Source organism: Serratia sp. PF-27 (assembly GCF_030053255.1).
Lineage (GTDB): Bacteria > Pseudomonadota > Gammaproteobacteria > Enterobacterales > Enterobacteriaceae > Serratia > Serratia bockelmannii.
This window is the reverse complement of record NZ_JASGBT010000002.1, coordinates 1-23,193: the sequence shown is the minus strand read 5'-3', so window position 1 is coordinate 23,193 and position 23,193 is coordinate 1. Positions and strand designations below refer to the sequence as shown.

The window sequence follows — 23,193 nt, the reverse complement described above, 5'->3', positions numbered from 1 at the left end:
CGCTGCTACTCCGCTGCGTCGTCGAAGCGGAAGACTTCTCGGCACACCTCAACCAGCGTCGCGTTTTCGCTGCTGCACAGCCGGGTCCAGTGGGTCAGCCCATCGGCGTTCGATTTGGGGGTTAACGCCACCGCCAGCCCCTGCAGCGTTTGGGCGCCGGTCAGCGTGATGACGCCTTTAACGACTTTCACCCCGCTGACGTAACGCGACGCGCCGCCGGTGGGAATGCCTTTGCTGCCAGCGTCACAGCCGGCGGGCGCGCCTTCATCCAGCACGCACAGTTCGACCGCCAGTTTATACGGCGCCATGGTTTGCAGCATGTCGGTCATCGCCGCTTTCTGTATGTAGCGCTGGTAGGCGGGAATGCCGATGGCGCTGAGGATGGCGATGATGGCGATCACCACCATCAGTTCGATCAGGCTAAAGCCGCGTTGCGTTTCCATGCGTTGTTTCCTCCATAAGGGTGTGGAAAACAACGGTAGCGGTTTGCGCGGGGGAACGGCGAGCGGGTTTTACGCGTTTCTCGGCGTGCTTCCATCAGTAATGATGCCGTTTGCAGCGGAGGGAAAAACGGTGCGAGGGGCTTCGCAAATCTGCGGTAACGCCCCCGGCGGCGGCCGGGGGCGAGGGGATCATTTGAAGCGCATCGACAGATCGAGCGCGGTCACATGTTTGGTCAGCGCGCCGACCGAAATGTAATCCACGCCGGTCTCGGCGAAGGTGCGCAGCGTCTCGCTGGTGACGTTGCCGGATACCTCCAACTGGGCGCGGCCCTGGGTTTGGGCGACCGCCTGACGCATCATCTCGACGCTGAAGTTGTCCAGCATGATGATGTCGGCGCCGGCGTCCAGCGCCTGCTGCAGTTCATCAAGCGATTCGACTTCCACTTCCACCGGCACGTCGGCGTGCAGCCAGAAGGCTTTTTCCACCGCGTTTTTGATCGAGCCGGAGGCGATGATGTGGTTTTCCTTGATCAGGAAGGCATCGGACAGCCCCAGCCGGTGGTTGCTGCCGCCCCCGCACAGTACGGCATATTTCAACGCGGTGCGCAGGCCGGGCAAGGTCTTGCGGGTATCGAGCAGGCGAGTCTGGGTGCCTTCCAGCAGAGCCACATAGCGGCTGACCTCGGTCGCCACGCCGGAGAGCATCTGCACGAAGTTCAGCGCGGTGCGCTCGCCGGTCAACAGCACCCGCGCAGGGCCGCGCAGCCGGCAAAGCGGTTGGTTCGGTATCAGACGGTCGCCGTCTGCCACCAGCCACTCCACCTGCACCTGGTTGCCCAACTGAATAAAGACTTCGTTCAGCCAGCGGCAGCCACAGAACACGCCGGCTTCGCGGGTAATGACGGTGGCTTCGGCCTGCTTGTCCGCCGGTAACAATTGCGCGGTAATATCGCGCCCGGCGTCAACTTCACCTCCCAGGTCTTCGCGCAGCGCCTGGGCGACGGAATAGGGAATATCACTTTCAATACGTTCAAGAAGCTCGGTACGGCGACGGTCGGCACTGTAGCGGCGTGTCGGCATGGAAAACTCCGAAATGGACGGTTAGATCGTAGGGGAACATGCTACTCTGTTGCAGGAATAAGTACCACCGCAGAGAGGTGTCTGATGCAGTTGGAAAATGGCTGGATTGTCGGGGTGACGCGAGTGGTTTCGCCGCACTGCGATCGTCGCCCGGATGACGAGCCGCCCTCGCTGCTGGTCATCCATAACATCAGCCTGCCGCCCGGCGAATTCGGTGGCCCCTATATCGACCAGCTGTTCACCGGCACGCTCGATCCCGCGCAGCACCCTTATTTCGCCGAGATCCATCAGCTGCGAGTGTCTGCGCACTGCCTGATCCGCCGCGATGGGGAGATCGTGCAGTATGTGCCCTTCGACCAGCGCGCGTGGCACGCGGGCGTTTCTCTGTATCAGGGGCGCGAACGGTGCAACGATTTCTCCATCGGCATCGAGCTGGAAGGCACCGACCAGTTAGCCTACACCGAGGCGCAATATCGCACGCTGCAGGCGGTCACCGCGCTGCTGGCCGAACATTATCCGCCGCTGGCGGCGCATATCGCCGGGCATTGCGATATCGCCCCCGGCCGCAAAACCGATCCCGGGCCGGCGTTCGATTGGGATCGCTATCTGGCATCTCTGGAACAACGCGGCGCGCCCGCCGACGCTATGCTTGAGACAAGAAAAAGGGAGAGGAATCGCTAATGACGCTGTTTACGCTGTTGCTGGTTTTGGCCTGGGAACGCCTGTTCAAGCTGGGAGAACACTGGCAGCTGGATCATCGCCTCGAAGTGGTATTTCAACGGCTGCATCGGGTTTCGCTGGCGCAGACGCTGGTGATGACCGCCGCCTGGATGGTTGTCGTCTGGGGCGTTCTGTGGTTGTCGCACGGGTTGTTCTTCGGCGTGGTGACGCTGCTGCTGTGGATCGTCATCGACCTGCTGTGCGTCGGCGCCGGCATCAAGCGCAAACACTACCGCGCCTACCTGAAAGCGGCGCGGCAGGGCGATACCCACGCCAGCGATCAGATGGCGGAAGAGCTGGCGTTGATCCACGGCTTGCCGGTGGACTGCAGCGAAGAGCTGCGCCTGCGTGAGCTGCAAAACGCGCTGCTGTGGATCAACTTCCGCTATTACCTGGCGCCGCTGTTCTGGTTCGTGGCCTTTGGGCCGTACGGGCCGATCGCGCTGGCGGGATATGCCTTCCTGCGCGCCTATCAAACCTGGCTGGCGCGCCACAATACGCCGCTGGAGCGTTCGCAGTCGGGCATCGATCATCTGCTGAACTGGCTGGACTGGATCCCGGTGCGTTTGGCCGGGGTGGCCTATGCGCTATTTGGCCACGGCGAGCGCGCGCTGCCGGCCTGGTTCGCCTCGCTGGGGGATCGGCATTCGTCGTCGTATCAGGTGTTGACGCGGCTGGCGCAGTTCTCGCTGGCGCGCGATCCGCATATGGATCCGGTGCAAACGCCGCGCGCGGCGGTGACGTTGGCGCGCAAGGTGACGATGATCATCGTGGTGGTGGTGGCGCTGTTGACCATTTACGGCACGCTGCTTTAAGCCGCAGCGAAAAACAAAACGGGCGCCGAGGCGCCCATTTTTTTGGCCATTCGGCCGGGATTACAGCTTGGCGAAGCAGCGACGCGCGGCGTCGATGGTGCGCTGGATGTCTTCCTTGCTGTGCGCCACGGACATGAAGCCCGCTTCGAAGGCGGACGGTGCCAGATACACCCCTTCTTCCAACATCAGGTGGAAGAAGCGCTTGAAGCGTTCCACGTCGCACTGCATCACGTCCTGGTAGCAGGTGACTGTCGAGGCGTCGGTGAAGAACAGGCCGAACATGCCGCCGACGTTGTTGACCACCAACGGGATATTCTCTTCCTGCGCCGCATGCAGCAGGCCTGCGGCCAGCATCTCGGTCAGTTCGGTCAGCGTCTGGTGCACGCCAACCTGCGACACTTCGGTCAGGCAAGCGTAGCCCGCCGCCATGGCGATCGGGTTGCCGGACAGGGTGCCCGCCTGGTAGACCGGACCGGTCGGCGCCAGCGCCTCCATCACATCGCGACGGCCGCCGAAGGCGCCCACCGGCATCCCCCCGCCGATGATTTTGCCGAGGCAGGTCAGATCCGGCTCAACGCCGTAATAGGACTGCGCGCCGGCCAGCGCCACGCGGAAGCCGGTCATCACTTCGTCGATGATCAAGAGCGCGCCGTACTTGTCGCACAGGGCGCGCAGGCCCGGCAGGAATTCCGGCAGCGGCGGTACGCAGTTCATGTTGCCGGCAACCGGCTCGACGATGATACAGGCGATCTCGGACGGGTACTGTTCGAAGGCGGCACGCACCGAATCCAGGTCGTTGTAGGTGCAGGTCAGGGTGTGCTTGGCGAAGTCGGCCGGCACGCCCGGTGAGTTCGGCTGGCCGAGGGTCAGCGCGCCGGAACCGGCTTTCACCAGCAGGCAGTCGGCGTGGCCGTGGTAGCAGCCTTCGAACTTGATGATTTTATCGCGGTTGGTGTAGCCGCGCGCCAGGCGGATGGCGCTCATGGTAGCTTCGGTGCCCGAGTTCACCATGCGCACCATATCCATGGTAGGCACCAGCTCGGTGACCAATTGCGCCATTTTGACTTCCATCTCGGTTGGCGCGCCGAAGCTCAGGCCGCGCTGCGCCGCTTCGATCACCGCGTCGCGGATCGCCGGGTGGTTATGCCCCAGCACCATCGGCCCCCAGGAACCGACATAGTCGATATAGGCCTTACCGTCGGCATCGAACAGGTAAGCCCCGTCTGCCCGCTCGATAAACAGCGGCACACCGCCTACGCCGGTGAATGCACGCACCGGAGAGTTCACCCCACCGGGGATCAACTGTTGCGCCTGGGCGTACAGACTTTCGGACTTGCTGTGTAGGCTCATAAATCGGCTCCTGGATTCTCTTTTGAATGATTTGACCGCGCTATTCTAGAGGAGAGCGCCGCGTTATGAAACGATCACAGTCAGATACCATTAACGGCAGCGCCCGCCACCGGGTTGGGGTAGAATAACCGCCTTGCCTATTTGTATTACAAATTACCTGACGAATTACTCGCGATGACGGAAACACATTCACAGCCAGTCGGGACGTTGAGCCCGCGTCTTAGCCGCAGCGATGCGGTGCGTCAGTTTATTCGCCGTGATAAAACCCCGGTGGCGATCCTGGTGATGGCCGCGCTGGTGGGGACGCTGGCCGGTTTGCTCGGCGTGGCTTTCGATAAGGCGGTGGAGTGGGTGCAGCAGCAGCGGCTGGCTTCGCTGGCACAGGTCGCCGACTCTTGGCTCCTGGTGTGGCCGCTGGCATTTATCCTGTCCGCCGCGCTGGCGGCGCTGGGCTATTACCTGGTGCGGCGCTTTGCGCCTGAGGCGGGCGGCTCGGGCATTCCGGAGATCGAAGGCGCGCTGGAGGAGCTGCGGCCGGTGCGCTGGTGGCGCGTGATCCCGGTGAAATTCATCGGCGGCATGGGCACGCTGGGAGCGGGCATGGTGCTGGGGCGCGAAGGGCCCACGGTGCAAATGGGCGGCAACGTCGGGCGTATGGTATTGGACGTGCTGCGCATTCGCGGCGCCGAGGCGCGTCATTCGCTGCTGGCGACCGGGGCCGCCGCCGGGCTGTCCGCCGCGTTCAACGCGCCGCTGGCCGGCATTCTGTTTATCATCGAAGAGATGCGGCCGCAGTTTCGCTACAACCTGATCTCGATTAAAGCGGTGTTTATCGGCGTTATCATGTCGAGCGTGGTGTACCAGCTGTTTAACGGCCAGGGCTCGGTGATCGCGGTCGACAAACTTTCTTCGGCGCCCATCAACACCCTGTGGCTCTATCTGGTGCTGGGGGCGATATTCGGCGCGGTGGGCGTGGGGTTCAACGCGCTGATCTTCCGCACCCAAGACATGTTCGCGCGCCTGCACGGCGGCAGAATGCGCAATATCTTGTTGATGGGTGGGTTGCTCGGCGGCGTGTGTGGCATTCTGGGGTTGATTCAGCCAGAGGCGGCGGGCGGCGGCTTTGGGCTGATCCCGATCGCCGCGGCGGGCAATTACAGCGTCGGCATGTTGATGTTTATCTTCATTACCCGCATCTTCACCACGCTGCTGTGCTTCGGTTCCGGCGCGCCGGGTGGCATCTTTGCGCCGATGCTGGCGCTGGGCACGCTGTTCGGCACCGCCTTCGGGCTGGCGGGGGCGCATCTGTTCCCGCAATACGGCATCGAAGCGGGCACCTTCGCCATCGCCGGTATGGGGGCGCTGTTCGCCGCCACGGTGCGGGCCCCGTTGACCGGTATCGTGCTGGTGCTGGAAATGACCGACAACTACCAGCTGATTTTACCGATGATCATCACCTGCCTCGGCGCCACGGTAGTGGCGCAGCTGCTCGGCGGCAAGCCGCTGTATTCATCGATCTTGGCTCGCACCCTGCAAAGGCAGGAGGCGCAGCTGGCACGGGAAGCGGCGGAGAAAACAGGTAAAGAAAATACAACAAATGCGGTGAATACTTGAACGCAACACTCAGGTATCGGATAATCGTTAATATTAATCAGGCAGCCATAGTCGCGATCTGATGCTGAACAATGTTGGGAGTAAAGAGTATGAGTGATCAAACGGCACTGCCCCTGCAATTTACCGAGGCAGCAGCAAACAAGGTTAAGTTCCTGATTGCTGACGAAGAAAACCCGAACCTGAAGTTGCGGGTTTACATTACCGGCGGCGGCTGCAGCGGATTCCAGTACGGCTTCACTTTTGACGACAAGGTCAACGATGGCGACATGACCATCGAGAAGCAGGGCGTGGCGCTGGTGGTCGATCCGATGAGCCTGCAGTATCTGGTCGGCGGTTCGGTGGACTACACCGAAGGGCTGGAAGGGTCGCGCTTCGTGGTGACCAACCCGAATGCCAAAACCACCTGCGGTTGCGGTTCGTCGTTCAGCATCTGAGTTTGCCCGTCAGAACATCAACCCGCTCGCCTTAGGCCGGCGGGTTTTTTTATGCCTACCATTACCATTCCACGAGGATCACTTCCGCACCGTTCTGCTGCGTCGGTGGGTTGCGGATGATCTTCGGCTGCGCCGTCGCGTGGCTGCATTCGGCCTGGGGGACGGCGGCTTCGAGGCGCACGGCGCATTGCGGTTCAATGGTCAGGGTAACGCCGATCTGGCCGCTGACGGCATCGGCATACGCGGCGCCACTCAGCAGGGCGCCACAGCAGGCAAGCAGAATTTTTTTCATCATTGCGGGAATAGTCATCCGTAAGCCATCTTGTGATGACTTATCGGCAAAAAGTTAAAAAGTTTTAACAGTGTGGGGAAGGGATTAACCTGCGGTTAACAGAATTTTACATCGACACTACGCTATTTTTTGGACGAAAGTAATACCACTGGACCCGTTTTTAGTCTAATAAATCACCCGGTGCGGCGTTGCCACGCGTCGCCCCGCAGGGCGACGGCTCAGCGTTCGAGAATAAAGGCGGGCAGCTTGAGGTGCCAGCGGATGGCCGCCAGCCGAATGGCCAGCGTGATGATCATGCCCAGCATCATGGCCTGTTGCAGCGGCATGTGGAAGGTGTAAAACGCCGTAGCGTGCACGATGCCGCCGATGATGCAGGCGGTGGCGTAAATTTCGGTGCGCAGGATCATCGGGATCTCGCGCGCCAGCACGTCGCGGATAATGCCGCCGCCGACGCCGGTGATCACTCCCATGCAGATCGCCACCAGCGGGCCGGTGCCGGCCGCGAAAGCCTTGTTGACGCCGATGCCGACGAACACCGCCAGCCCGACGGCGTCGAGCACCGGCAGCACCCATTTCGGCAGGCGGCGCGGCTGGCGCACCAGCAGCAGCGTCAAGACGCAGGTGATCATCGCCACCACCAGATCGGTGGGATCCTTGACCCAGAACACCGGGCCGTTGGCCAGCGCCATATCGCGGATGGTGCCGCCGCCGACCGCGGTGACCACGCCCAATACCAGTACGCCGAACGGATCCATGCGCAGCTTGCCGGCTAATAGTACGCCGGAGACGGCGAACACCGCCGTGCCGAGAATATCCAACCAGAACACCAGCATCAGCGGATCTCCGCCAGCTGGCGGCACAGTTGCTGCGCCGCCAACAGCAGCCGCGGCCCGCCGCGATTGAACCAGTCTTCGTTCAGCGCGATCACCGGCACCTGCAGCTGCGGCGCCCAGAAGGCTTTCACATTGGCGGCCTCTTTCGCGCCGCCGGTGATGACGATGGCCTGGGGTTGACGCGCCAGCACCTGCTCGCGGCTGATCTGCGGCCAAGGGGTGCGGCTATCGGCGAAGACGTTCTGCCCGCCGCACAGCGCCAGCACCTGGCTTTGCAATGTGGCGCCGGCGCTGGTGAACAGCGGCTGGGTGCCGAACTGCAGCAGCACGCGCCGTGGTGAGTTAGCGGCGTATTGTTGCTTGAGAGCGGCGAACTGGCGGCGAAGGTCGTCTGCCGCCTGATGCGCCTGCTCCGGGTGCGGGCTGTATTGCGCCAGCTTATCCAGCAAGCCGGCGATCCCTTCGAGGGTGTCGGCGTCCGCATAGAAAATCGGGATGCCGAACGCGGCGAGCTGATCCAGCACGCGCTGCGGATTGCCGCCGCGCCAGGCGAGGATCAGATCCGGCTTGAGCGCCAGCACCCGCTCCAGGTTAATGCCCTGCCAGGAGGCCACCTGCTCCAGCTTGGCGGCCTGCGGCGGATAATCGGAATAGGCGCTCGCCGCCACCAGCACATCGCCCATGCCGGCGGCATAGGCGAGCTCGGTGGCGTTGGGCGCCAGGCTAATCACCCGCTGGGCGGCGCCGACCGGCAGGGCCAGCCAGAGCGCCAACAGACAGAGCATCGAGGTGAAGCGCAGCCTCACATCAACCGCGCTTGGCCAGGGTTTGCAGCATGGCATTGACCATCAGCGTAGACTGCTTGGCCGCTACCACCAGGAACTCGTCGAAGCTCATGTGCGACTCGCTGTCGGCGACGTCGGAAATGGCGCGCACCACCACGAACGGCGTGCCGAACAGATGGCAGACGTGGGCGATCGCCGCGGCTTCCATTTCCACGGCGGCGACGCGCGGGAAAGTGGCGCGGATGCGCGCCAGCGGCTCGGCGCCGTTGATGAAGGCGTCACCGCTGCAGATCAGGCCGCGCACCGCGTGCAGATCCAGCTGTTTGATGCAGCTTTCCGCCAGCGCGATCAGCGCGTCGTCGGCGACGAACGCCGCCGGGCAGCCGGCCATCTGGCCTGGCTCGTAGCCGAAGGCGGTGACGTCGGCGTCGTGGTAGCGCACTTCTTCCGACACCACGATATCGCCCACGCGCAGGGTGCTGGCCAGGCCGCCGGCGGAACCGGTGTTGATCACCAGATCCGGGCTGCAGTGTTCCAGTAGCAGGGTGGTGCCCATGGCCGCAGAGACTTTGCCGATGCCGGATTTCAGCAGGGCCACGTCAACGCCGCCGATCTGGCCGGTGTAGATTTCGCAGCCCGCGCGCTGGATGGTTTGACGGTTTTCGATTTGATCGCGCAGCAGGGTGACTTCCTGCTCCATTGCGCCGATGATGCCTACTTTCATAAATAACACTCGCTGATTGGCCGTGAGAATTGCGGCATAGTCTATCATGGCTGTGTATCAGAGATAATGCGTTGCATCCGCTGCCGGGAATTGTTATCACGGGGGCAGGGCGCAACGGCGGAGAAACAGATGTCCGGGATCGACTTCAAGCAAAAAATCAGCTTCCAACGGCCTTTCAGCAAACCGATCGAGGCCGAGGAAGAGTACGACATCGTGCGGCAGTTCGAGAGCGATCGCGGGCGCATCGTCAACTCGGCCGCCATTCGCCGTCTGCAGCAAAAAACCCAGGTGTTTCCGCTGGAACGCAACGCGGCGGTGCGCAGCCGCCTGACGCACTCGATGGAGGTGCAGCAGGTTGGGCGCCACATCGCCAAAGAGATCCTCAATCGCTTCAAACAGGCGGGGAGAATTGATGAGCTCGGCTTGACCCGGCTGCTCGATCCGTTTGAAAGCATCGTGGAAATGGCCTGCCTGATGCACGACATCGGTAATCCGCCGTTCGGACACTTCGGCGAGTCGGCGATCAACGACTGGTTCGCCCAGCGGCTCGATCCCGCCAGCTGCGGCAGCGAGCCGGGCAGCCACGATCGCTGCCAGGTGGCGACGCTGCGCCTGCATGAAGGGGAGGGCGATCTGAACCGGCTGCGCAGCCGGATCCGTCAGGATCTCAGCCACTTCGAGGGCAACGCCCAGGCGATCCGTATGGTGTACAGCCTGCTCAAGCTCAACCTGACCTACGCGCAGGTCGGCTGCATTTTGAAATACACCCGCCCGGCCTACTGGGCGAGCGACATCCCTGCCAGCCACAGTTACCTGATGAAAAAGCCCGGCTACTATCTGGCGGAAGAGGCCTTCGTCGATCGGTTGCGGCGCGAGCTGCACATGGGCGAGTTCGATCGTTTCCCGCTGACCTATATTATGGAGGCCGCCGACGATATCTCGTACTGTGTGGCCGATCTGGAAGACGCGGTGGAGAAGAGCATTTTCACCGTCGAGCAGCTGTATCAGCACCTGATTCAGGAGTGGGGCGAGGTGGTGCCGGGCGATCTGTTCGACAAGACCGTCGCCAGCGCGTTTCGCAAGATCGATCGCGGCGGCGCGCGGCGCAGCGCGGAAGATCAGTTCTTCATGTATCTGCGGGTGTTTACCGTGGCGCGGCTGGTGCCGCATGCGGCGCAGCGCTTTATCGACAATCTGGACGCGGTCTATCAGGGCAGTTTCAATCAGGCGCTGCTGGAGGATTCCAGCCCGGCCTATCGGCTACTGAAGATATTTAAAAATGTGGCGTTCAAGCACGTGTTCAACCACCCTGAGGTCGAGCAGCTCGAGCTGCAAGGCTATCGGGTGATCAGCGGCCTGCTGGACATTTACAGCCCGCTGTTGGCGATGTCGCTGGCGGACTTCAGCCAGCTGGTGCGCGAGGACAGCCATCGCGCTTATCCGATTGAAACACGCCTGTTCCACAAGCTGTCCACCAAGCATCGGCTGGCGTATGCGGAGGCGGTAGAAGGGCTGCAGCATTTATCGCCGGAGCAGCAAGCCATTCGGGAATATTATTTCCGCGCGCGTTTATTGCAGGACTATATCAGCGGAATGACCGACCTGTACGCCTATGATGAATATCGTCGATTGATGGCGGCGGAATAATTGAGCTGAAGAATAATTTCCAGCAATTCCAACCGGTTGGCTGTCTCGAGTTTTGTAAAGACGGACAATATTTGTTTACTATTGCCAATCATCTGTGCCGGAACTTCGGGCTATTAATTAACTCTGAATAAGCACGCAAGACGGCCATTCTTTTTGAACGACTTTATAAGAGACACACAGATGAAAAAAACCGCATTAGTTCTGAGCGCACTGGCATTCAGTATCGGTATGGCGATGGGCCCGGCGACGGTCAGCGCCGCTGAAACCGCCTCTTCCAGCACCCAACAGCTGCCGAGCCTGGCACCGATGCTGGAGAAGGTGATGCCTTCCGTCGTGAGCATTAACGTTGAGGGCAGCACCACGGTCAATACGCCGCGCATGCCGCAGCAGTTCCAACAGTTCTTCGGTGAGGATTCGCCGTTCTGCCAGGACGGTTCGCCGTTCCAGGGCTCGCCGATGTGTCAGGGCGGTGAACAGCCAGGGCCGGATGGCCAGCCGCAGGGCACGCAGCAGAAATTCCAGGCGCTGGGCGCCGGGGTGGTTATCGATGCCGCCAAGGGCTATGTGGTGACCAATAACCACGTGGTGGACAACGCCAACAAGATCCAGGTGCAGTTGAGCGACGGCCGCCGCTTCGACGCCAAAGTGATCGGCAAGGATCCGCGTTCCGATATCGCGTTGATCCAGCTGAAAGACTTCAAGAACCTGACGGCGATCAAGATGGCGGACTCCGATCAGCTGCGCGTCGGCGATTACACCGTGGCGATCGGCAACCCGTACGGGTTGGGTGAAACCGCCACCTCGGGCATCGTGTCCGCCCTGGGGCGCAGCGGCCTGAACATCGAAAACTACGAAAACTTTATCCAGACCGATGCGGCGATCAACCGCGGTAACTCCGGCGGCGCGCTGGTTAACCTGAACGGCGAGCTGATCGGCATCAACACCGCGATCCTGGCGCCGGACGGCGGCAATATCGGTATCGGCTTCGCTATTCCGAGCAACATGGTGAAAAACCTGACGGCGCAAATGGTCGAGTATGGCCAGGTGAAACGCGGCGAACTGGGCATCATGGGCACCGAGCTGAACTCTGAGCTGGCCAAGGCGATGAAGGTCGATGCGCAGCGCGGGGCCTTCGTCAGCCAGGTAATGCCGAAATCTTCCGCCGCGAAGGCGGGCATCAAGGCCGGCGACGTGATCGTCACCATGAACGGCAAGGCCATCTCCAGCTTCGCCTCGTTCCGGGCGGAGATCGGCACGCTGCCGGTCGGCAGCAAGATGTCGCTGGGCATTATTCGCGACGGCAAGCCGGTAACGATTGACGTCACGCTGGAGCAAAGCGCGCAGACCCAGGTGGCCTCGGGCAATATCTACACCGGCATTGAAGGCGCCGAGCTGAGCAATACCCAGGTCGGCAACGTGAAAGGCGTCAAGGTCGACAGCGTGAAAGCCGGCAGCGCCGCCGCGCGCATCGGCCTGAAAAAGGGCGACGTGATCCTGGGCGTGAACCAACAGCCGATCCAGAACCTGGGCGAGCTGCGTAAAATCCTCGACAGCAAACCGTCGGTGCTGGCGTTGAATATTCAGCGTGGCGATAGCCAACTGTACCTGCTGGCGCAGTGATAAACGTCAGGCGCTAAAAGCAACAAAGGCACGCTACGGCGTGCCTTTTTGCATTATGGCCTGAGGATTCAGGCCGGTTGCGCCAGATGCGCGCGCGCCGCGTGGATCACCAGTTCAATCTCATCCAACAGCTCCAGCCACTCCGGCTCCAGTTCGTCGTTGGTGATGCCCTGGCGCAGCTGCCGCTCGAGGTAGAAACACAGCTGCTTGAGGCGCGGCACGCCGCTGTAGCTGCAGCTGCCGTGCAGCTTATGGACCAGGTCGAGGATCTCGTCGTCGTGTTGCCCCTCGAGCAGCGCCTGCACCCGTTCGCGCACCTGCGGCAGGAAATCGAGCAGCATTTGCAGCAGATCGCGCGCCAGATCCGGTTTATTGGCCGCCTGGCGCAGCGCCAGCGGCCAGTCGAGCGACAGCGGGGCATCGTCGGCGACGGCGCTTTCCACGTCGCCGCTGTGGTAGCGCGACAGCACGCGGGTCAGCATTTTCTCGTCGATCGGCTTGGCCAGGTAGTCGTCCATCCCGGCCTGCAGCAGATGCTCGCGTTCGCCGCTGGCGGCATGGGCAGTGACGGCGACGATCGGCGTAGAGTTGTGGTGCGGCAGTTGGCGGATCAGTTCGCTGGCGTGAATGCCGTCCATCTTCGGCATTTGAATGTCCATCAGGATCAGATCCAGCACGTTGTTGCGCGCCAGCGCCAGCGCTTCCTCACCGCTCTCGCACAGCAGCGTTTTTTCCACCTGTTCGCCCAGCAGCGTGCCGATCAGCTTCAGGTTGGCCGGGTTGTCGTCGACCGCCATCACCGTCAGCGGCAGACGTTTGCGCTCAGGCGGGGCGGCGAGCCGATCGGGCGTTTCCATTCTCAGCAGCGGGAACAGACGCGTGCTGGTGATAGGCTTGATCAGGCAGCCAAGCGCACCTTGTTGCTTGAGCAGTTCGGCGTCGATCTGCGCCTGGCACGGCAGCGCCAGAATCACCCGATCGGCCAGCTTCAGCGAGGCCAACAATTTGTCCTGATGCTGCGCCATGTTGTCGCGGAACGGGATCGGCACGCCGGCCAGCAGGAAATCGTAATGGCCTGACGGCAGCTGGCCCAGCGTCGGCGAGTGGGTGATCACCAGCTGCGTGACGCTGAGCATGTTGAGCGTTGCCTGCGCCGCCGTCGGGTTGGACTCGATATAGGCCAGCGTTTTGCCGTTAAGATCCGGCAGGCTTGGCGCCAGCGACAGCATGCCCTCGTTCAGATCCAGCGTGATGTGGAACCAGAAGGTCGAGCCGCGATTCAGCTGGCTGTGGAAGCAGATGTCGCCGCCCATCTCCTTCACCAGCTTTTGCGTGATCACCAACCCTAGCCCGGTGCCGCCGTGGCGGCGGGAGATGCTGGCGTCTGCCTGACGGAATGCCTGGAACAGCTGCGACTGCTGGCGTTCGGAGATGCCGATGCCGGTGTCGTGGATCTGCACTTCCACTTCCACCCGGCGATCCAGCTGTTTGCGCAGCTCGACGCGGATATCGATATTGCCAGTTTCGGTGAACTTGATGGCGTTCCCCAGCAAGTTGGTGATGATTTGCTGCAGGCGCAGCGAGTCGCCGATCACCTGCTCCGGCACGTCGTTGTGCACATCCAGCGTCAGCTCCAGCCCTTTGTCGTGGGCGCTGGGGGCCAGCAGCACCACCACTTCGTCCAGCGTTTCGCGCAGGGCGAACGGAATATGCTCCAGCACCAGCTTGCCGGCCTCCAGCTTGGAGAAGTCCAGCACGTCATTGATGATGGTCAGCAGGTTGTTGGCCGAGCGTTCGATGGTCTGCAAATAATCGGTTTGGGTTGCGCTCAGATCGGTTTTCAGCATCTGGCGGGTAAAACCGATCACGCCGTTGAGCGGGGTACGCAGCTCGTGCGACATGTTGGCCAGGAATTCGGACTTGATGCGCGCCGCCTCCTGCGCGCGTTTTTTCGCCAAATCCAGCTCGACGTTCTGGATCTCCATCTGCTCCAGCGTTTCACGCAGGTCGGACGTGGCCTGATCGATGTTCTGCTGCATCTCTTCGTGATAGGCGGTGAGCGACATCGCCATCGAGTTGATGCCGTTCTTCAGCATGTGCAGCTCGCCGAGCATGTAGCCCTCCACGCGGCTGTCGAGCTGGCCGCGGCGAATGCGATCGACGGTGTTCACCATGTTGCGGATCGGGCCGGTCACGTCGCGCATCAGGCGGTAAGCGAACAGGATGGCGATGCACATGCACAGCAGCAGCAGCAGGGTGGAGACGAACACCTCTTTATACTGCTGCAGCCGCACCGACTGCAGATCCAGCTCGATCGCCACATAGCCCAGGTTGTTGTCGGGGTGGCTGCCGCCGTCGGCGGTTTCATCCGGATACTGATTTTCCGACAGGATCGGCGTGCGCAGGATCAGCGAATCGCCGCGCCGGGTGAGCATCAGTTCGGTGGGCAACGGCACGCCTTTCGGCAGCTGCAGCTGGGCGAAGTTGTGGTGATAATTGGAGGTGACGAACAAATTGTTCTGCGCATCGAACACGGTGATCGAACGCACGATGTCCGAATGGCGGCGGTGCAACAGGCTGACCAACTGCCTGACCGATTCGCGGCTGCGGAACGTCATGCCGTACTCGCTGGCCACCGCCAGCGGCTCGATGATGCTGGCGCCGGCGTCGACCAATTGCTCCTGCAGCTCGTTATAGCGGTGCACCACGAAGAAGGTGCTGAGCAGCAAACCAATCAGCAAGGTCGGGGCCAGAATCAGGATCATCATGCGCGCACGCAGGCTGTATTTGGTCATGGGATTCCAATGTGGGAGAATTGACAGCTGACACTAGCTTAATGAACCAGCACACAATCGACAAATATGGCGCAATTCTACTCTCCCAAACGCCGCGTGACGACCCGGCAGAGCTCACAAATCTTCACCGTGACGGTGAGCGATCTCGATCCTTTCGGCCAGGGCGTGGCGCGCCACGACGGCAAAGCGGTGTTCGTGCCGGGCGTATTGCCGGGCGAGCAGGCGGAAATCCAGCTGACCGAAGACAAGCGCCAGTTCGCCAAAGGCAAGCTCAAGCGCCTGCTGAGCCGCAGCCCGCAGCGGGTGGCACCGCGCTGTCCGCATTTCGGCGTGTGCGGCGGCTGCCAGCAGCAGCATGCGGATGAGGCACTGCAGCAGCAGAGCAAGGCGGCGGCGCTGGTGCGCATGATCGCCCGCGAAACCGGGGTGACCCCGCAGCAGGAAGCGGTGATCGCCGGCCCGGAATACGGTTATCGCCGCCGCGCCCGCCTGAGCCTGGCGTGGCAGCCGAAGTTGCAGCGCCTGATGATGGGGTTTCGACAGGCGGCCTCCAGCGAGCTGGTAGCGGTGGAGCACTGCCCGGTGCTGCGCCCGGAGCTGGAACAGCTGCTGGCGCCGGTGCGCGCCTGCCTGAGCGGGCTGCAGGCGGTGCGGCGGCTGGGGCATGTGGAGCTGGTGCTGGCGGATAACGGCCCGCTGCTGGTGCTGCGCCATCTCGATGCCCTGAAAGAGGCGGATCGCCAGGCGCTGTTGGCGTTTGGCGAGCGGGAAAACGTCGCTGTTTATCTGGCGCCGGACAGCGACCGCGTGGAAAAACTGTGCGGTGAAACGCCGTATTATCAGGTTGACGGGCTACGCTTAGACTTCAGTCCGCGCGACTTTATTCAGGTCAATGACGCCGTAAACCAACAAATGGTGGCGCAGGCCCTTGAATGGCTCGACATTCAACCCAATGATCGGGTGCTGGACCTGTTCTGCGGCATGGGGAATTTCACCCTGCCGCTGGCGCGCCGCGCCGCTGCGGTGGTGGGCATCGAAGGTGTTGCCACGCTGGTAGCGAATGGGCAATATAATGCACATAAGAATAAGCTGAATAATGCGTCGTTCTTCCATGAGAATCTGGAGGACGACGTTGAGCGGCAACCTTGGGCAGCACAAGGGTTTGATAAGGTGATGCTGGATCCCGCCCGCGCCGGTGCGGCCGGGGTGATGTCACACATTGTAAAACTGGCGCCGGCGCGGGTGGTGTATGTTTCCTGTAACCCCACCACGCTGGCTCGCGACAGCAAAGTGCTGTTGAACGCCGGTTATCGTCTTGCGCGCGTGCGGATGTTGGATATGTTTCCGCACACGGGGCATCTTGAATCAATGGCGCTGTTTATCAACGAGCGCGCGCCAGAGGTCGCTGCAAAGTAGGGAGAAGTTATGGTTGCGGTAAGAAGTGCACATCTGAATACGGCGGGTGAGTTCGCTCTCGATGAGTGGATCGCCGGCTTGGGGCTACCCAACCCGCAGTCATGTGAGCGATTGGCCGCAACCTGGCGTTATTGTGAGCAGCAGACCCAAAACCATCCCGACGCCTCGCTGCTGCTGTGGCGCGGCCTGGAGATGGTGGAAATCCTCTCGACGCTGAGCATGGACAACGACAGTATGCGCGCCGCGCTGCTGTTCCCGCTGGTGGACGCCGGCATCGTGCAGGAAGAGACCCTGACCGAAGCGTTCGGCAATGGCATCGTCGCGCTGGTGCACGGCGTGCGCGACATGGACGCCATTCGTCAACTGAAAGCCACCCAAAACGACTCGATGGCCTCCGAACAGGTCGACAACGTGCGCCGCATGCTGTTGGCGATGGTGGAGGATTTCCGCTGCGTGGTCATCAAGCTGGCGGAACGTATCGCCCACCTGCGCGAGGTGAAAGACGCGCCGGAAGACGAACGCGTGCTGGCGGCGAAAGAGTGTTCCAACATCTACGCCCCGTTGGCTAACCGGCTCGGCATCGGCCAACTGAAGTGGGAGCTGGAAGATTTCTGCTTCCGCTACCTGCACCCGGAAGAATACAAGCGCATCGCCAAGCTGTTGCATGAGCGCCGCATCGATCGCGAACAGTTCATCGACGACTTCGTCGCCGGGCTGCGCGCCGAGATGGCCAAAGAAGGCATTCGGGTGGAGATTTACGGCCGGCCGAAACACATCTACAGCATCTGGCGCAAGATGCAGAAAAAGCACCTGGCGTTTGACGAACTGTTCGACGTGCGCGCGGTGCGCATCGTGGCGGAGCGTCTACAGGATTGCTACGCGGCGTTGGGCATCGTGCATACCCACTTCCGCCACCTGCCGGACGAGTTCGACGACTACGTCGCCAACCCGAAACCCAACGGCTACCAGTCGATCCACACCGTGGTGCTGGGGCCGCGCGGCAAAACCGTCGAGATTCAGATCCGCACCCGGCAAATGCATGAAGACGCCGAGCTGGGCGTGGCCGCACACTGGAAGTACAAAGAGGGCGCGGGCGTGACCGTGCGCTCCGGCTACGAAGAGCGCATCGCCTGGCTGCGTAAGCTCATCGCCTGGCAGGAAGAGATGGCGGACTCCGGCGAAATGCTCGACGAAGTGCGCAGCCAGGTGTTCGACGATCGGGTCTATGTCTTTACCCCGAAAGGCGACGTGGTGGATCTGCCGGCCGGCTCCACGCCGCTCGATTTCGCTTACCACATTCACAGCGACGTCGGTCACCGCTGCATCGGCGCCAAGATCGGCGGCCGCATCGTGCCGTTTACCTATCAGCTGAAGATGGGCGATCAGATTGAGATCATCACCCAGAAACAGCCAAACCCGAGCCGCGACTGGCTGAACCCGAACCTGGGCTACGTGACCACCAGCCGCGGGCGCTCGAAGATCCACAACTGGTTCCGCAAGCAGGATCGCGACAAGAACATTCTCGCCGGCCGCCAGATGCTGGACAACGAACTGGAGCATCTCGGCATCAGCCTGAAAGAGGCTGAGAAGCTGTTGATCCCGCGCTACAACATGAACTCGCTGGACGAGGTGTTGGCGGCGATCGGCGGCGGGGACATTCGCCTGAACCAGATGGTGAATTACCTGCAGGGCAAGTTCAACAAGCCGAGCGCCGAAGAGCAGGATCGCGAGGCGCTGCGCCAGCTGGTGCAGCAGAAAGCGCCGCCGCCGACCCGCAACAAGGATAACGGCCGCGTGGTGGTGGAGGGCGTGGGCAACCTGATGCACCACATCGCCCGCTGCTGCCAGCCGATCCCGGGCGACGACATCGTCGGTTTTATTACCCAGGGGCGCGGTATTTCGATCCACCGTGCGGACTGCGATCAGCTGGTCGATCTGCAATCGCATGCGCCGGAGCGCATCGTCGATGCGGTGTGGGGCGAAAGCTACTCCAGCGGTTATTCGCTGGTGGTGCGCGTGATGGCCAACGATCGCAGCGGGCTGCTGCGCGATATCACCACCATTCTGGCCAACGAAAAGGTCAACGTGCTGGGCGTCGCCAGCCGCAGCGATACCAAGAAGCAGTTGGCCACTATCGACATGGATATCGAAATCTACAACCAGCAGGTGTTGAGCCGGGTGCTGGCGAAGCTGAACCAACTGCCGGACGTGATAGACGCCAAGCGTTTGCACGGCAACTAAGCCCATATCGCCTTTCGGGCCGTATCGATAGCGGATGCGGCCCGAAATCCATGAATTCTGCGGGCGCTCCCCTGCGCCCCCATTCTTTCTCAGAGATTTTTTATGACCCAATCCACTCCGCTGCAGCGTCTGCTGAACATCATGAAAACGCTGCGCGACCCGCAGCTCGGCTGCTCGTGGGACCGCAAGCAAACCTTCGCCACCATTGCGCCTTATACGTTGGAAGAGACCTACGAAGTGCTGGACGCCATCGAACGGCAGGACTACGCCGATCTGCGCGACGAACTGGGCGACTTGCTGTTCCAGGTGGTGTTCTACGCCCAGATGGGGCAGGAACAGGGGCTGTTCGATTTTGATGAGGTGTGCACCGCCATCAGCGACAAGCTGGAGCGCCGTCATCCGCACATCTTCGGCGACGCCAAGGGCGGAGACAGCGAAGCCGTGGCGGCGCGCTGGGAGCAGCTCAAGGCCGGCGAGCGCGCCGAAAAAGCGCTGCACTCGGTGCTGGACGACATTCCGCAGGCGTTGCCGGCGTTGATGAAGGCGCAAAAGATCCAAAAACGCTGCGCCTCGGTCGGCTTCGACTGGAACACGCTGGGCCCGGTGCTGGACAAAGTGTATGAAGAGATCGACGAAGTGATGCACGAAGCCCGCCAGGCGGTGGTTGATGAGAGCAAGCTGGAAGAGGAGATCGGCGATCTGCTGTTCGCCACCGTGAACCTGTCGCGCCATTTGGGCCACAAGGCCGAGAACGCGCTGCAGGCGGCGAACCGCAAGTTCGAACGCCGCTTCCGGGAGGTGGAGGCGATCGTCCAGCAACGCGGGCTGCGGCTTGAAGACGCCACGCTGGAGCAGATGGAAGACGCCTGGCAGCAGGTGAAGCGCAAGGAAAGTTGAATCGCTGCAACGACAATGTTGATCGCAAACAAGGTTCACTCAGGCTGAAACGGTTAAGCTTACGGTCAGGTCACAGGCGCAGGGCTGCCGTCGGCAGCAAAAGGCCAACAAACTGAAATCTAAGGCGTTTTATCGCTCGATAGGGGCGGTAAAAAGAAATTTTCTCCGCTAACTCTTTGTATTTCCTAGAGGGTTTAGGCGGCGCCGGCGGAGTAAACCCTGATGAACACGGGAGGGCGGCCGAGATGATGGACAGCAAAACGATCGTTTGTAGGTCAGGAGAGGTTCGGGTATACTACTTTCCCGTCCTGGTTCTTCCATCGTCTTTAAACCTAAACTCTCAGGTTCAGCATGACAACTAATTATATTTTTGTGACCGGCGGGGTCGTATCCTCTCTGGGTAAAGGCATTGCCGCAGCCTCTCTGGCGGCTATTCTTGAAGCCCGTGGCCTCAACGTTACCATCATGAAACTGGACCCGTACATCAACGTGGATCCGGGCACCATGAGCCCGATTCAGCATGGGGAAGTTTTCGTCACCGAAGACGGCGCAGAAACCGATCTGGATTTGGGTCACTACGAGCGCTTCATCCGCACCAAAATGTCGCGTCGCAACAACTTCACCACCGGCCGCATCTACTCCGACGTGCTGCGTAAAGAACGCCGCGGCGACTATCTGGGCGCGACCGTGCAGGTCATTCCGCACATCACCAACGCGATCAAAGAACGCATCATCGAAGGCGGCGAAGGCCACGATGTGGTGCTGGTGGAAATCGGCGGCACCGTCGGCGATATCGAATCGCTGCCGTTCCTCGAAGCCATCCGTCAGATGGCGGTGGAAGTGGGCCGCGAGCACACCCTGTACATGCACCTGACGCTGGTGCCTTACATGGCGGCGGCGGGCGAAGTGAAAACCAAGCCGACCCAGCATTCTGTAAAAGAGCTGCTTTCCATCGGTATTCAGCCTGATGTGCTGATTTGCCGTTCCGATCGCGCGGTTCCTGCTAACGAACGCGCGAAAATCGCGCTTTTCTGTAACGTGCCGGAAAAAGCGGTTATCTCTCTGAAAGACGTTGATTCTATTTATAAAATCCCAGGCCTATTGAAATCTCAGGGGCTGGACGATTATATTTGTAAACGATTCAGCTTGAACGCACCGGAAGCCAACCTGGCCGAATGGGAACAGGTGATCTACGAAGAAGCCAATCCGGGCGGCGAAGTGACCATCGGAATGGTCGGCAAATACGTTGAGCTGCCGGATGCCTACAAGTCGGTGATCGAAGCGCTGAAACACGGCGGGCTGAAAAACCGTTTGACCGTGAACATCAAGCTGATCGACTCGCAGGACGTAGAAACCCGCGGCGTGGAAGTGCTGAAAGGGCTGGATGCGATCCTGATCCCGGGCGGCTTCGGCTACCGCGGCGTGGAAGGCAAAGTGATGACCGCACGCTATGCGCGCGAGAACAACATTCCTTACCTGGGCATTTGCCTGGGCATGCAGGTGGCGTTGATGGAGTTCGCTCGCAACGTGGCCGGCATGGAAAACGCCAACTCCACCGAGTTTATGCCAGACTGTAAGTACCCGGTGGTGGCGTTGATCACCGAATGGCGCGACGAAGACGGCAACGTCGAAGTGCGCAGCGAAGAAAGCGATTTGGGCGGCACGATGCGCGTAGGTGGCCAACAGTGCAACCTGAGCGACAACAGCCTGGTGCGTCAGCTGTACGGCGAACCGACCATTGTCGAGCGTCATCGTCACCGTTACGAAGTTAACAACATGCTGTTGAAGCAGATCGAAGCCGCAGGGCTGCGTGTCGCCGGTCGTTCCGCCGACAACAAGCTGGTCGAGATCATTGAACTGCCGAATCACCCGTGGTTTGTAGCCTGTCAGTTCCACCCGGAATTTACGTCTACGCCGCGTGATGGGCATCCGCTGTTCGCCGGCTTCGTGAAAGCCGCAGGCGAGCATCAGAAGCGCCAGGTGAAATAAAATATTTGGTGGGCGGCGCGCGGTGAGAACCGCGCGCTGTTTGTCTGGAGTTTTAGTTTAACTTGTACTGAGGAAAACCTAATGTCCAAAATCGTTAAAGTCATCGGTCGTGAAATCATCGACTCCCGCGGTAACCCGACTGTTGAAGCCGAAGTTCATCTGGAAGGCGGTTTCGTCGGCTTGGCTGCTGCGCCGTCAGGTGCTTCTACCGGTTCCCGCGAAGCGCTGGAACTGCGTGACGGTGACAAGTCTCGTTTCCTGGGTAAAGGCGTACTGAAAGCCGTTGCTGCAGTAAACGGTCCGATTGCTCAGGCAGTACTGGGTAAAGATGCCAAAGACCAGGCGAACATCGACAAGATCATGATCGATCTGGACGGCACCGAAAACAAATCCAACTTCGGCGCCAACGCCATTCTGGCGGTTTCCCTGGCAGCAGCGAAAGCGGCCGCAGCCTCTAAAGGCATGCCGCTGTATGAGCACATCGCTGAACTGAACGGCACCCCAGGCAAATTCTCCATGCCACTGCCGATGATGAACATCATCAACGGCGGCGAGCACGCTGACAACAACGTCGACATTCAGGAATTCATGATTCAGCCGGTTGGCGCGAAGACCCTGAAAGAAGCGGTGCGCATCGGTTCTGAAGTGTTCCACCACCTGGCGAAAGTTCTGAAAGCCAAAGGCATGAACACCGCCGTGGGCGACGAAGGCGGCTACGCGCCAAACCTGGGTTCCAACGCCGAAGCGCTGGCCGTTATCGCTGAAGCGGTAAAAGCGGCGGGCTACGAGCTGGGCAAAGACGTTACTCTGGCGATGGACTGCGCGGCTTCCGAATTCTACAAAGACGGTAAATACGTGCTGGCCGGCGAAGGCAATAAAGCCTTCACTTCCGAAGAGTTCACTCACTTCCTGGAAGAGCTGACCAAACAGTACCCAATCGTGTCTATCGAAGACGGCTTGGATGAATCTGACTGGGCGGGCTTCGCTTACCAGACCAAAGTGCTGGGCGACAAAATTCAGCTGGTGGGCGACGACCTGTTCGTGACCAACACCAAGATCCTGAAAGAAGGCATCGAGAAAGGCATCGCTAACTCCATCCTGATCAAATTCAACCAGATCGGTTCTCTGACCGAAACGCTGGCTGCAATCAAGATGGCGAAAGACGCTGGTTACACCGCGGTGATCTCTCACCGTTCCGGTGAAACCGAAGACGCGACCATCGCCGACCTGGCGGTAGGGACTGCGGCTGGCCAGATCAAAACCGGCTCCATGAGCCGTTCTGACCGCGTTGCTAAATACAACCAACTGATCCGTATCGAAGAAGCGCTGGGTGACCGTGCGCCATTCAACGGCCTGAAAGAAGTTAAAGGCCAGTAAGTTCGACCGATTCGGTTGTTAAATAAAAACCCGCTGCGGCGGGTTTTTTTGTGGCTATTGACCCGTCCTGAATAGCGTTGACACATTTTACTCACGCACAGAGGAAAATGTGATGAACCAG

General features: G+C 60.8%; 19 protein-coding genes. 11 read left to right on the top strand and 8 right to left on the bottom strand.

Features of this window, described 5'->3' with window-relative positions; genetic code table 11:
- Positions 1–5: 5 nt before the first annotated feature.
- Together ppdD and nadC are read right to left on the bottom strand one after the other, a co-directional pair.
- Positions 6–443, bottom strand: coding sequence for a prepilin peptidase-dependent pilin (gene ppdD / locus QMZ29_RS00445; protein ID WP_043135904.1), 438 nt, complete (start codon positions 441–443; stop codon positions 6–8).
- Between the two features lie 189 nt (positions 444–632).
- Complete coding sequence (gene nadC, locus QMZ29_RS00440; RefSeq protein ID WP_147823053.1) at positions 633–1,523, bottom strand: carboxylating nicotinate-nucleotide diphosphorylase; 891 nt, start codon at positions 1,521–1,523, stop codon at positions 633–635.
- Between the two features lie 84 nt (positions 1,524–1,607).
- Here nadC and ampD point away from each other — a divergent pair, with 84 nt between their 5' ends.
- Entirely contained in the window at positions 1,608–2,204 is a 597-nt protein-coding gene (gene ampD / locus QMZ29_RS00435) for a 1,6-anhydro-N-acetylmuramyl-L-alanine amidase AmpD (RefSeq protein ID WP_025301585.1), read from the top strand.
- Positions 2,204–3,058, top strand: coding sequence for a beta-lactamase regulator AmpE (ampE, locus tag QMZ29_RS00430; protein ID WP_261427483.1), 855 nt, complete (start codon positions 2,204–2,206; stop codon positions 3,056–3,058). The genes ampD and ampE overlap by 1 nt, the downstream gene beginning before the upstream one ends.
- Before the next feature lie 60 nt (positions 3,059–3,118).
- On the opposite strand, the gene hemL is transcribed toward ampE, so the two are convergent.
- Positions 3,119–4,408 carry a glutamate-1-semialdehyde 2,1-aminomutase gene (gene hemL, locus QMZ29_RS00425; protein ID WP_197833326.1) on the bottom strand — a complete coding sequence of 430 codons (1,290 nt, stop codon included), beginning with the start codon at positions 4,406–4,408 and terminating at the stop codon, positions 3,119–3,121.
- A gap of 174 nt (positions 4,409–4,582) precedes the next feature.
- On the opposite strand from hemL, the gene clcA reads away from it, so the two are divergent.
- Together clcA and erpA are read left to right on the top strand one after the other, a co-directional pair.
- Positions 4,583–6,022: a H(+)/Cl(-) exchange transporter ClcA gene (gene clcA / locus QMZ29_RS00420; RefSeq protein ID WP_261427486.1), complete on the top strand. Its 1,440-nt coding sequence runs from the start codon at positions 4,583–4,585 to the stop codon at positions 6,020–6,022.
- 89 nt (positions 6,023–6,111) lie between these two features.
- Positions 6,112–6,456, top strand: a complete 345-nt coding sequence (gene erpA, locus QMZ29_RS00415) for an iron-sulfur cluster insertion protein ErpA (RefSeq protein ID WP_004932708.1) — start codon at positions 6,112–6,114, stop codon at positions 6,454–6,456.
- Positions 6,457–6,517: 61 nt separating this feature from the next.
- On the opposite strand, the gene QMZ29_RS00410 is transcribed toward erpA, so the two are convergent.
- From QMZ29_RS00410 to mtnN, 4 genes are all read right to left on the bottom strand, one after another.
- Complete coding sequence (locus QMZ29_RS00410; RefSeq protein WP_065424607.1) at positions 6,518–6,766, bottom strand: fimbrial protein; 249 nt, start codon at positions 6,764–6,766, stop codon at positions 6,518–6,520.
- Between the two features lie 200 nt (positions 6,767–6,966).
- Positions 6,967–7,581 (bottom strand): TRIC cation channel family protein, encoded by a 615-nt coding sequence (locus QMZ29_RS00405; protein WP_038873529.1) that lies wholly within the window; start codon positions 7,579–7,581, stop codon positions 6,967–6,969.
- Positions 7,581–8,366: a vitamin B12 ABC transporter substrate-binding protein BtuF gene (gene btuF / locus QMZ29_RS00400; protein ID WP_261427492.1), complete on the bottom strand. Its 786-nt coding sequence runs from the start codon at positions 8,364–8,366 to the stop codon at positions 7,581–7,583. The genes QMZ29_RS00405 and btuF overlap by 1 nt, the downstream gene beginning before the upstream one ends.
- Positions 8,367–8,388: 22 nt before the next feature.
- Positions 8,389–9,090, bottom strand: coding sequence for a 5'-methylthioadenosine/S-adenosylhomocysteine nucleosidase (mtnN, locus tag QMZ29_RS00395; protein ID WP_049200308.1), 702 nt, complete (start codon positions 9,088–9,090; stop codon positions 8,389–8,391).
- A gap of 129 nt (positions 9,091–9,219) precedes the next feature.
- Here mtnN and dgt point away from each other — a divergent pair, with 129 nt between their 5' ends.
- Complete coding sequence (gene dgt, locus QMZ29_RS00390) at positions 9,220–10,737, top strand: dGTPase (RefSeq protein WP_049204771.1); 1,518 nt, start codon at positions 9,220–9,222, stop codon at positions 10,735–10,737.
- A gap of 180 nt (positions 10,738–10,917) precedes the next feature.
- Positions 10,918–12,357: a serine endoprotease DegP gene (gene degP / locus QMZ29_RS00385; protein WP_060434248.1), complete on the top strand. Its 1,440-nt coding sequence runs from the start codon at positions 10,918–10,920 to the stop codon at positions 12,355–12,357.
- A gap of 68 nt (positions 12,358–12,425) precedes the next feature.
- Here the strand turns inward: degP and barA are convergent, their stop codons facing one another.
- Entirely contained in the window at positions 12,426–15,152 is a 2,727-nt protein-coding gene (barA, locus tag QMZ29_RS00380) for a two-component sensor histidine kinase BarA (protein WP_049204768.1), read from the bottom strand.
- Positions 15,153–15,218: 66 nt separating this feature from the next.
- On the opposite strand from barA, the gene rlmD reads away from it, so the two are divergent.
- The 5 genes from rlmD (at position 15,219) to eno (ending at position 23,072) form a co-directional block, all read left to right on the top strand.
- On the top strand, positions 15,219–16,568 hold the full coding sequence (gene rlmD, locus QMZ29_RS00375; protein WP_261427489.1) for a 23S rRNA (uracil(1939)-C(5))-methyltransferase RlmD: 1,350 nt from the start codon (positions 15,219–15,221) through the stop codon (positions 16,566–16,568).
- Between the two features lie 9 nt (positions 16,569–16,577).
- Positions 16,578–18,809 carry a GTP diphosphokinase gene (gene relA / locus QMZ29_RS00370; RefSeq protein ID WP_025301597.1) on the top strand — a complete coding sequence of 744 codons (2,232 nt, stop codon included), beginning with the start codon at positions 16,578–16,580 and terminating at the stop codon, positions 18,807–18,809.
- Positions 18,810–18,911: 102 nt separating this feature from the next.
- Positions 18,912–19,706 carry a nucleoside triphosphate pyrophosphohydrolase gene (gene mazG, locus QMZ29_RS00365; protein ID WP_025301598.1) on the top strand — a complete coding sequence of 265 codons (795 nt, stop codon included), beginning with the start codon at positions 18,912–18,914 and terminating at the stop codon, positions 19,704–19,706.
- A 351-nt stretch (positions 19,707–20,057) separates the two neighbouring features.
- The gene (pyrG, locus tag QMZ29_RS00360; RefSeq protein ID WP_004932674.1) at positions 20,058–21,695 is read left to right on the top strand and encodes a glutamine hydrolyzing CTP synthase; all 1,638 of its coding nucleotides are present in this window, start codon (positions 20,058–20,060) and stop codon (positions 21,693–21,695) included.
- An 81-nt stretch (positions 21,696–21,776) separates the two neighbouring features.
- On the top strand, positions 21,777–23,072 hold the full coding sequence (eno, locus tag QMZ29_RS00355) for a phosphopyruvate hydratase (RefSeq protein WP_025301599.1): 1,296 nt from the start codon (positions 21,777–21,779) through the stop codon (positions 23,070–23,072).
- Positions 23,073–23,193: the final 121 nt, after the last annotated feature.